This window comes from Pseudoalteromonas sp. P1-9, from assembly GCF_001399975.1.
Lineage (GTDB): Bacteria > Pseudomonadota > Gammaproteobacteria > Enterobacterales > Alteromonadaceae > Pseudoalteromonas.
The window spans coordinates 89,862-97,550 of the sequence record NZ_LKBD01000014.1 but is presented as its reverse complement, the minus strand read 5'-3'; the positions used below and the strand labels follow the sequence as shown (position 1 = coordinate 97,550).

At 40.0% G+C, this 7,689-nt stretch carries 8 protein-coding genes and 1 pseudogene; 5 read left to right on the top strand and 4 right to left on the bottom strand.

Annotation, left to right across the window (positions count from 1 at the left end):
* Positions 1–357: 357 nt before the first annotated feature.
* Both AN214_RS10855 and AN214_RS10850 read right to left on the bottom strand, forming a co-directional pair.
* Positions 358–822, bottom strand: coding sequence for a hypothetical protein (locus tag AN214_RS10855; RefSeq protein ID WP_054979752.1), 465 nt, complete (start codon positions 820–822; stop codon positions 358–360).
* A gap of 595 nt (positions 823–1,417) precedes the next feature.
* Positions 1,418–2,338, bottom strand: coding sequence for a DMT family transporter (locus AN214_RS10850; RefSeq protein ID WP_054979751.1), 921 nt, complete (start codon positions 2,336–2,338; stop codon positions 1,418–1,420).
* Positions 2,339–2,599: 261 nt separating this feature from the next.
* Between AN214_RS10850 and proB the strand changes: the two genes are divergently transcribed.
* From proB to AN214_RS10825, 5 genes are all read left to right on the top strand, one after another.
* The gene (proB, locus tag AN214_RS10845) at positions 2,600–3,721 is read left to right on the top strand and encodes a glutamate 5-kinase (RefSeq protein ID WP_054979750.1); all 1,122 of its coding nucleotides are present in this window, start codon (positions 2,600–2,602) and stop codon (positions 3,719–3,721) included.
* On the top strand, positions 3,718–4,953 hold the full coding sequence (locus AN214_RS10840) for a glutamate-5-semialdehyde dehydrogenase (RefSeq protein WP_054979749.1): 1,236 nt from the start codon (positions 3,718–3,720) through the stop codon (positions 4,951–4,953). Before proB ends, AN214_RS10840 begins: the two co-directional genes overlap by 4 nt.
* Entirely contained in the window at positions 4,931–5,407 is a 477-nt protein-coding gene (locus AN214_RS10835) for an isoprenylcysteine carboxylmethyltransferase family protein (RefSeq protein ID WP_235576740.1), read from the top strand. The genes AN214_RS10840 and AN214_RS10835 overlap by 23 nt, the downstream gene beginning before the upstream one ends.
* An 81-nt stretch (positions 5,408–5,488) precedes the next feature.
* On the top strand, positions 5,489–5,860 hold the full coding sequence (locus AN214_RS10830) for a glutathione S-transferase N-terminal domain-containing protein (protein ID WP_054979748.1): 372 nt from the start codon (positions 5,489–5,491) through the stop codon (positions 5,858–5,860).
* A 117-nt stretch (positions 5,861–5,977) separates the two neighbouring features.
* Positions 5,978–6,343 carry a hypothetical protein gene (locus tag AN214_RS10825; RefSeq protein WP_054979747.1) on the top strand — a complete coding sequence of 122 codons (366 nt, stop codon included), beginning with the start codon at positions 5,978–5,980 and terminating at the stop codon, positions 6,341–6,343.
* Between the two features lie 27 nt (positions 6,344–6,370).
* Here AN214_RS10825 and AN214_RS10820 read toward each other — a convergent pair.
* A pseudogene (locus AN214_RS10820) lies at positions 6,371–7,336 on the bottom strand (RimK family alpha-L-glutamate ligase).
* On the bottom strand, positions 7,336–7,680 hold the full coding sequence (gene maoP / locus AN214_RS10815; protein ID WP_054979746.1) for a DUF413 domain-containing protein: 345 nt from the start codon (positions 7,678–7,680) through the stop codon (positions 7,336–7,338). The pseudogene AN214_RS10820 and the gene maoP overlap by 1 nt, the downstream one beginning before the upstream one ends.
* Between the last annotated feature and the right edge of the window lie 9 nt (positions 7,681–7,689).

The following is a 7,689-nucleotide window of genomic DNA, read 5'->3' as shown; positions in this document are numbered from 1 at the left end:
TGCAATCGCGCACTTTTCTGAATGCTTTAGTTTTAACAAAGTTGATAACTAGTTGCCAGTATTATTAAAAATACATGTGGTTAATTTTTGAGAAAGATAAAAATGCGCAATTTGCGCATTTTCTTGAATATGGGGGAAAGGTTTAAATTCAGAGGCTGAAAAGTAAGGGTTTAAAAAATCTAAAGGTCCGTTATTCGCTCATTACTGTCGGATACATAATTAAATTCAGAGGGTTATTTCCGCTTTGTGCCAACAACTGTCATTCGTAATCCCCGCATAACTAGCTAATAAAGCTAGGCTATATTTGGTGAGGCACGAACAAAGCCAACTGTTTTTCACTCTTTTTAATTTGCCTTGTTATATTTCGTGGGCACCTACAACCGTTTCGCATTCTCCAACAGCACTGAATCCATAACTCTTATAACCAATATCTTGTTTTAACCATGCATCATAGTAGATTTTTCCCTTGAAAAACCTCATAGTCATACGAAATGATTTTTCATCTGTTTCAATATGTAAAACCTGATAATTTGAGTTTTCTCGTGACGGAAGTCGCCCAGAAAACCAAGACTCGACTCCGCTCAAAAGACAATTTATTTCTTTTTTTGTGAACACCTTCCAATTTGGATTCAATTGTCTATCAGCTGTAATTTTTGTAATCGAATAATATTTTATTGGTGTGTCTTGAGAAGTTAAAGCAGATTTAAATTCATCCAGTTTCTTAAATGACCTTTTGGAATCAGTAACAAAAGTGTATACCCCGAAAATGAAGAAAAGAACAACAACCCACCACGGTGCTCCTTGTTTTTTATTGGAATCCAAAATCAAACCTCAAACGTAATATAACAGCTTATTAGAGCGCATATCGATTTAAGGAAGTTATCCATAACCTAAAGCTTGCATACCAATAAGTAATTTTATTCAATACTTTCAGTAGATTAACAGTATATTATTGACCTAGCAATTTAAAATAGGATTTAGATAATCGAGACAGTTAAAGTTTTACATAACGTGCCATGCTCATGAACTAAAGTGGGTCTTCGTCATGCAATGTGTGTACTGACGTTAGTTTTATCAACGACCATTGATCGCTCAATTGCGACCTTGAAGACTGTTGCTGAGGTTCCATTCCGCTTTTATTAAACCCGAAAATCAAGTTTGAATTGATAATGCGAGACAGGGAGCGAAGCGAGTCGAGCAAGCCATGTACAACATGGACGTTGCTTCATGGCGTTTATCATAAAATTCAAATTTGATTTGAGGATTAAGTTTGATAGTGCGGTCGCCTTTCTTTTGGTTACTTTATCTTTGGCGAAGCAAAGAAAAGTAACATAAAGCCCAAGGATGGGCTTTTTCGAAACGCATGGAGGCATAATTTAGCAGTCACTCAGAAGTATGAGTAACTGCTAAAAATTAGTTACCTTTCACTCCCAACCTCTACCGGCATTGTATCCATTTGCGGCTCTATATCCTCGTGTGGTTTTGGCTTATGGCGCTGGGCAATAACAACGCCGATAAATACACAGCCAATTGCGAGCCATTGTTGCCACGTTAAGAACTCATGGAGAAGTAATGACGCGAGTAGCAAGGTGAATACAGGAATAAGGTTTGAAAATGCAGCGGCAGTTAACACCGATACTTTTGAAATGGCATAGTTATACATGCCGTAGCCACCGAGTGTTACAAATGAGCCTAAGTAGACAATAGCGGCAATACCTTCAATCGACATTTCACTCGGTATTTCGACAAAAAACAAAAATGGCGTAAAGAATAATGTGCCGCTTATACCTTGCAGAGCGATAAGGCTTATTGGTGAATAACGATGAGCTAAATGCTTTACACATACTGAGTAATAGGCCGCACAGACCATAGCTAAAAACTCTAAAAAGTTACCTAGTGTGGGGTTTGGTGCGGCGCTGGTATCGGGTGAAACAAGCGTAAGCGCAATGCCACCTACAATACAAAAAACAAACCCGGTGATGATGGATTTTGATAAATACTCTTTCAGCATAACAAACGCGAGCAATGCCACAATCAGAGGGAAGCAGCTCACAATCACACCCGCTTGACTGGCAGAGGTATATTCAAGGGCGTAGCCTTCAAATAAAAAATACAAACAGGGCTCTGCAAGTGACATACCGAATAGATACTTCCAATCACCTTTTTGATAGTCAAACTTTTTCACTTGGCGCCAAAGCAGCATGCATAGGGCAAATGTAGTGAGCATACGCAAGAAAATCACCACCGCAGGGTGGTATAAATCAATGGCGTACTTTAAGGCAATAAACGAGCTTCCCCACAAAAATGTGGCGATTAGTAAACATAAACTAGCGGGCATAAACACAACTCAAATTTTAGGGGCAGTGAATTTTATCAGACTTTTATCGGTGCAATAAGCATCAAGCGATGAGTGTCGACCAAAGAATAGTAAATCATGAAAATGCAAAATTTTATGCTGTTATAGATTAGATTTTCTTATTTATATTTGGTTGATTAGGTGGTTTGCATGATATTTTTTTGTGTGAGACCATTTTACCCTTGTTGATTTTCTCAGCTTTGATATAACAAAGACACTGGCCCGTCGTTTAGGGTGTGGGGAATGAGTGAAACAAGTCAAACAATTGTAATAAAGCTGGGAACAAGTGTATTAACCGGTGGCAGTTTTACCTTAGATAAAGCGCATATGGTTGAATTAGTGCGTCAGTGTGCCCAATTAAAAAAGAAAGGGCACAAAATTATTTTGGTTTCGAGCGGTGCGGTTGCCGCGGGTAAAGAGCATTTGCATTTAAGTTGTGATTTAAGCAATGTGAACAATAAACAAATGCTTGCAGCGGTTGGCCAAAGTCATTTGATCCATACATGGCAAACCTTATTTAACTTATACGGTATGCATGTAGGGCAAATGTTATTAACCCGCGCAGATTTAGACGACCGTGAGCGTTATTTAAACGCACGTGATACGCTAAAGGCATTGATTAAGCACGATATTGTGCCGATCATTAACGAAAATGATGCGGTAGCAACACAAGAAATTAAAGTTGGGGATAATGATAATTTATCGGCTTTGGCTGCGATTCTCGCTAAGGCCGATAAATTGTTGTTACTAACGGATCAGCCGGGATTGTTTACCGCAGATCCGCGCGCTAACCCAGATGCAAAATTGATTAATTTGGTCGATAAGATTGACGCTAATTTAAAAGCATTAGCGGGCGGTTCGGGTACGAATTTAGGTACCGGCGGTATGGCAACTAAACTGCAAGCAGCTGATATTGCGTGCCGTGCAGGTGTTGAAGTGATTATTGCCGCAGGCCATAAAGACAATGTAATTGTAGATGCGGCACTTGGCAAAGATGTTGGCACACGGTTTGTAGCAACAGCGTCGGTGACAGAAAGCCGCAAACAGTGGTTAATGGCAGGGCCACCAGCAAGCGGTGAGCTAATATTAGATGAAGGCGCAGTGAGCGCAATGAAACACTCAGGGTCAAGCTTGTTAGCAAAAGGCTTGAGTGATGTGCTTGGTAAATTTGAACGCGGTGCCATGGTGAAATTATGCGACCAAAATGGGGCGCAAATTGCACGGGGCATTTGTCGTTATTCATCAAGCGATTTGGCCCAAATAAAAGGGCAACATTCCGAGCAAATCAATCAATTGCTCGGTTACGACTACGGGGCGGTGGTGATTCACCGCGATGATTTAGTACTTTTTGGAGGATTAACGTGATTACGCAATTAGCACAGCAGGCAAAGTTAGCAAGTTTTGATCTCGCTGTGGCGACAACAGCACAGAAAAATACAGCATTAGAAAATATTCGTTCCATCATTTTAGAAAATGCCGAGCAAATCGAACAAGTGAACCAGCGTGATATTAACGCAGGTAAAGAAAATGGCTTAACCGAGGCCTTGCTCGATCGTTTGTTATTAAACAAAGAACGCATTTTAGGCATTGCCGATGATATTCAAAGCTTAATTGCAATGGATGATCCAGTTGGTGGTGAATATGACGGAAAAGCGCTTGAAAATGGCCTGCGCTTAAAAAAACAAATTGTGCCATTAGGTGTAGTAGGCGTTATTTATGAAGCGCGCCCCAATGTTACTTTAGATATCGCCTGTTTATGTTTAAAAACGGGTAATGCCAGTATTTTACGCGGCGGTAAAGAAACACTTAATACAAACACTTACTTAGTAGAATTAATTGGTAAAGCGCTTATTGATGCGGGCATTAATAAAGATGCAGTACAATTAATTACCAATCCAGATCGCGCCTTAGTACTTGAGCTTTTAAAGCAAGATAAGTACATCGATATGATTATTCCGCGCGGTGGCGATACATTGCAAAAAGTATGCGTTGAAAATAGCACAATACCCGTTATCACTGGCGGTATTGGTATTTGTCATTTATATGTCGATGCTTCAGCCGATTTACAAAAAGCATTGGATGTTATTGAAAACGCTAAGGTACAGCGCCCAAGTGTGTGTAATGCACTTGATACAGTACTTATGGATGAATCAATTGCAAAGCAGTTAGTACCATTATTAGCTGAGCGTTTAGGCCAAGTGAAGCTTAAAGGCTGCGACAGAGCAGCAGCGCTTAGTGAGCGTGTTAGCCTAATTGCGGAAGGTGAGTACAGCAAAGAATGGTTAAGCCTAACGCTTGGTATTAAAGTTGTTGATGATATAAACCAAGCGATAATGCATATTCGTGAGCATTCATCCGGTCACTCAGATGGCATTTTGTCTGAGAGTTTGAGCAATACCAATAAGTTTGTCGCAGCGGTAAACTCAGCGGCAGTTTATGTAAATGCGAGCACGCGCTTTACCGATGGCTCGCAGTTTGGCTTAGGCGCTGAGGTTGCAGTATCAACACAAAAACTGCATGCCCGCGGGCCGATGGGCCTCGAAGCATTAACCACCTATAAATGGGTAGGCGAAGGTGATTACCTTATTCGCCAATAAGCTTAATAATAAAATCCCACCCCCTGTGGTGGGATTATTTTGTATGGTGGGCATGTATTTAGTGTCGGATGCTGAATTCACATTTGAGATTATTCGCACACTTAATTTTAAACTGTTTGTAATTGCCGTTTTGCTTGGGGTAGCGATTGCCCTTGCTGGTGTTATTTCTTTTAAAAAAGCGAGTACCACGGTAAACCCACTTAAACCTGAAACCGCCTCAAGCCTAGTCACTAGCGGCATTTTTCAATATACGCGAAACCCAATGTATTTGGGCATGGCTTTAGCGATTTTAGGCTTTGCTATTTTACTTGGCAGTTGGTTAAGTTTGTTAGGTGTTGTGGCATTTGTATTGTTTATCGAGCGCTTTCAAATTAAACCGGAAGAAGCCGCGTTAACCGAGTGCTTTGGTGAGCAATTTATCCAGTATAAAAAACACGTTCACCGATGGTTATAAGTTAGACTCTTCTTACTTCGGGCTAACCTTTATTCGTTCTAATATTTACAGTAAAATGCCGCCAAATTGATTGGAGGTTGTATGAAGTTTGTTCGTTGGTTATTAGGCCGCATTATTTTATTTTTTGATTTTATTACAACACCACGAGGTGTTAAGCGCGATGCACAGTTGCAAGCTGAAATAGACACAAAAACTCAAAACTTAAGCTTATATCAATTCAAAGCGTGCCCGTTTTGCGTAAAAGTACGCCGCGCAATGAAGCGCAATAGTTTAAATATTGAATTGCGTGACGCAAAAGCCGAAGGTATTCACCGTGAAACACTTGCAGCAGAAGGCGGTAAAGTAAAAGTGCCGTGCTTACGTATTGAGCAAGACGACAAAGTAACATGGCTTTACGAGTCTAACGATATTATTGCCTTTTTAGAAAATGAAGTAGCCAATAAAGCTGCTTAATTTTCAATAAGTAGTAAAGAGTTTTACAAAACGCAGCTTCGGCTGCGTTTTTTGTTTTTTCATGTTTTATATGTAATATGTCACAGTGTTGTTTTGCTTTTTGTTATGGAGTGACGAATGAAATGGCTGATATTACTCTTATTTTTTCCACTGAATTTATATGCGAGCCAATGTGGTAAAGACATGGATAAATCCTTAGTAGGTGGTGGATGTGTTTGCCCTATTGGTAAGGATTGGCGCTACGGTCAGTGCGTCAGCTATGGCTTGCCTGAATTTGCCATTGATAATGGCGAAGGCGGGTGGCAATGCATTGAAGGCTATGTTCAAAAAGGTAAACGCTGTGAAAAGTACATTGTGCCGGTAGCAGATAGTAAACTTGTGAAAGTAGCAGTACACGATTGTGATGGCACAACAACGGGTAAATGCAAATTACCTAAACAAATTCAAAGCTACTTATTAAAGAAACAAAAAACGCAGCTCTAGGCTGCGTTTTGCTATTAAAGGAATTTATTAGCTTTTTTCTTCCACTTGCTTTGCAACTGGCTTGGTTATCTTTTTAGCGGAGGTTTTATCAAAAATACCTAAGCGAATGCGAATAAAGTGGAATATTTCGCGTGGTACGTCAATATCGACCGCGTTTTCTAATCCTTCAAATCCAGGCGATGAATTCGCTTCGCAAATCTTAAAGTGTTCTTGATCGAATAATAAGTCAATACCTGCTACATCTAAGCCAAGCACATTGGCAGTTTGGGTGGCAAGCTATTCAATTTCAGGAGTAATAGGGTAAAGTTTACCCACGCCACCTAAGCTTACATTTGCTTTAAAGTTTTCGCCGTTTGAGTTGCGTTCCATACAGGCAATTGCACGACCACCTATGGTAAATACGCGCAAATCTCTACCGTGACTAGCTTTTACAAACTGCTGCAAAATAATATTCGCTTTTGGACTTGTTGCTTCAATCAGTTGCATTAAGTCATCAAATTCGCCTGGTGATTTTGATAAAAATACACCGCTGCCTTGCGAACCCGACAGGGTTTTTACAACCACAGGAAAACCAATTTGCTTTTCAACTAACGCCACGTTTACTGGGAACTTAACCAGCATGGTATCGGGTGTTGGTAAGTTTTTCTCAGCTAAGATTTGCTGTGCAAACAGCTTATCTTTTACGGTTTCAATTGAATGCGAGCTGTTTACACAGTAAACACCTAAGCGCTCTAAGTGACGAATAACCGCAAGGGTAAAGTAGGTTGTGCCAGCACCCATGCGTGGCATTACAAAATCAGGAAGTTCCTGACGTTTACCATCAATTAGAATACTTTTTTCGTCATCACGGGTTACCGTTAGATCGAACTGATCCGGTGAAAATACCTGTAATTCAATATTTTCTTCTTTTGCTACTTCAAGTAAGCGGTGTATTTCGTACGCTTCTTGACGCAATAACATTTCGTTTTGCTTGTAGATTATCCAACCACGCATTAGTAATTACCTTCTAATTCATTAAATGCGTTATCAACATTGGCTTTAACTGAACTACTTAGCGTATGAAATCGTTTGCTTTGAGTAGCCGATTTATACTTGTGCCACAAACTCTCTAATCGAGTTTCGGGGTCTCGTTTTGTAACGCACATAGCCACAAAATTCTCTTCAGTGTGATTTTGTGGCTCTGCTAGTTGATGTTCTAATTGAAATAATCGCTTACCGATGGCTGTTAACAATTCTGCTTCTTGAATTGTAAAGTGTCCGCTACGGTTAAATCCTTGTGGAAAATTCAGGTCATCATAGAAATTGCTTGTTTTTACAAAACCATGTAATAAGTCCATATGAGATAC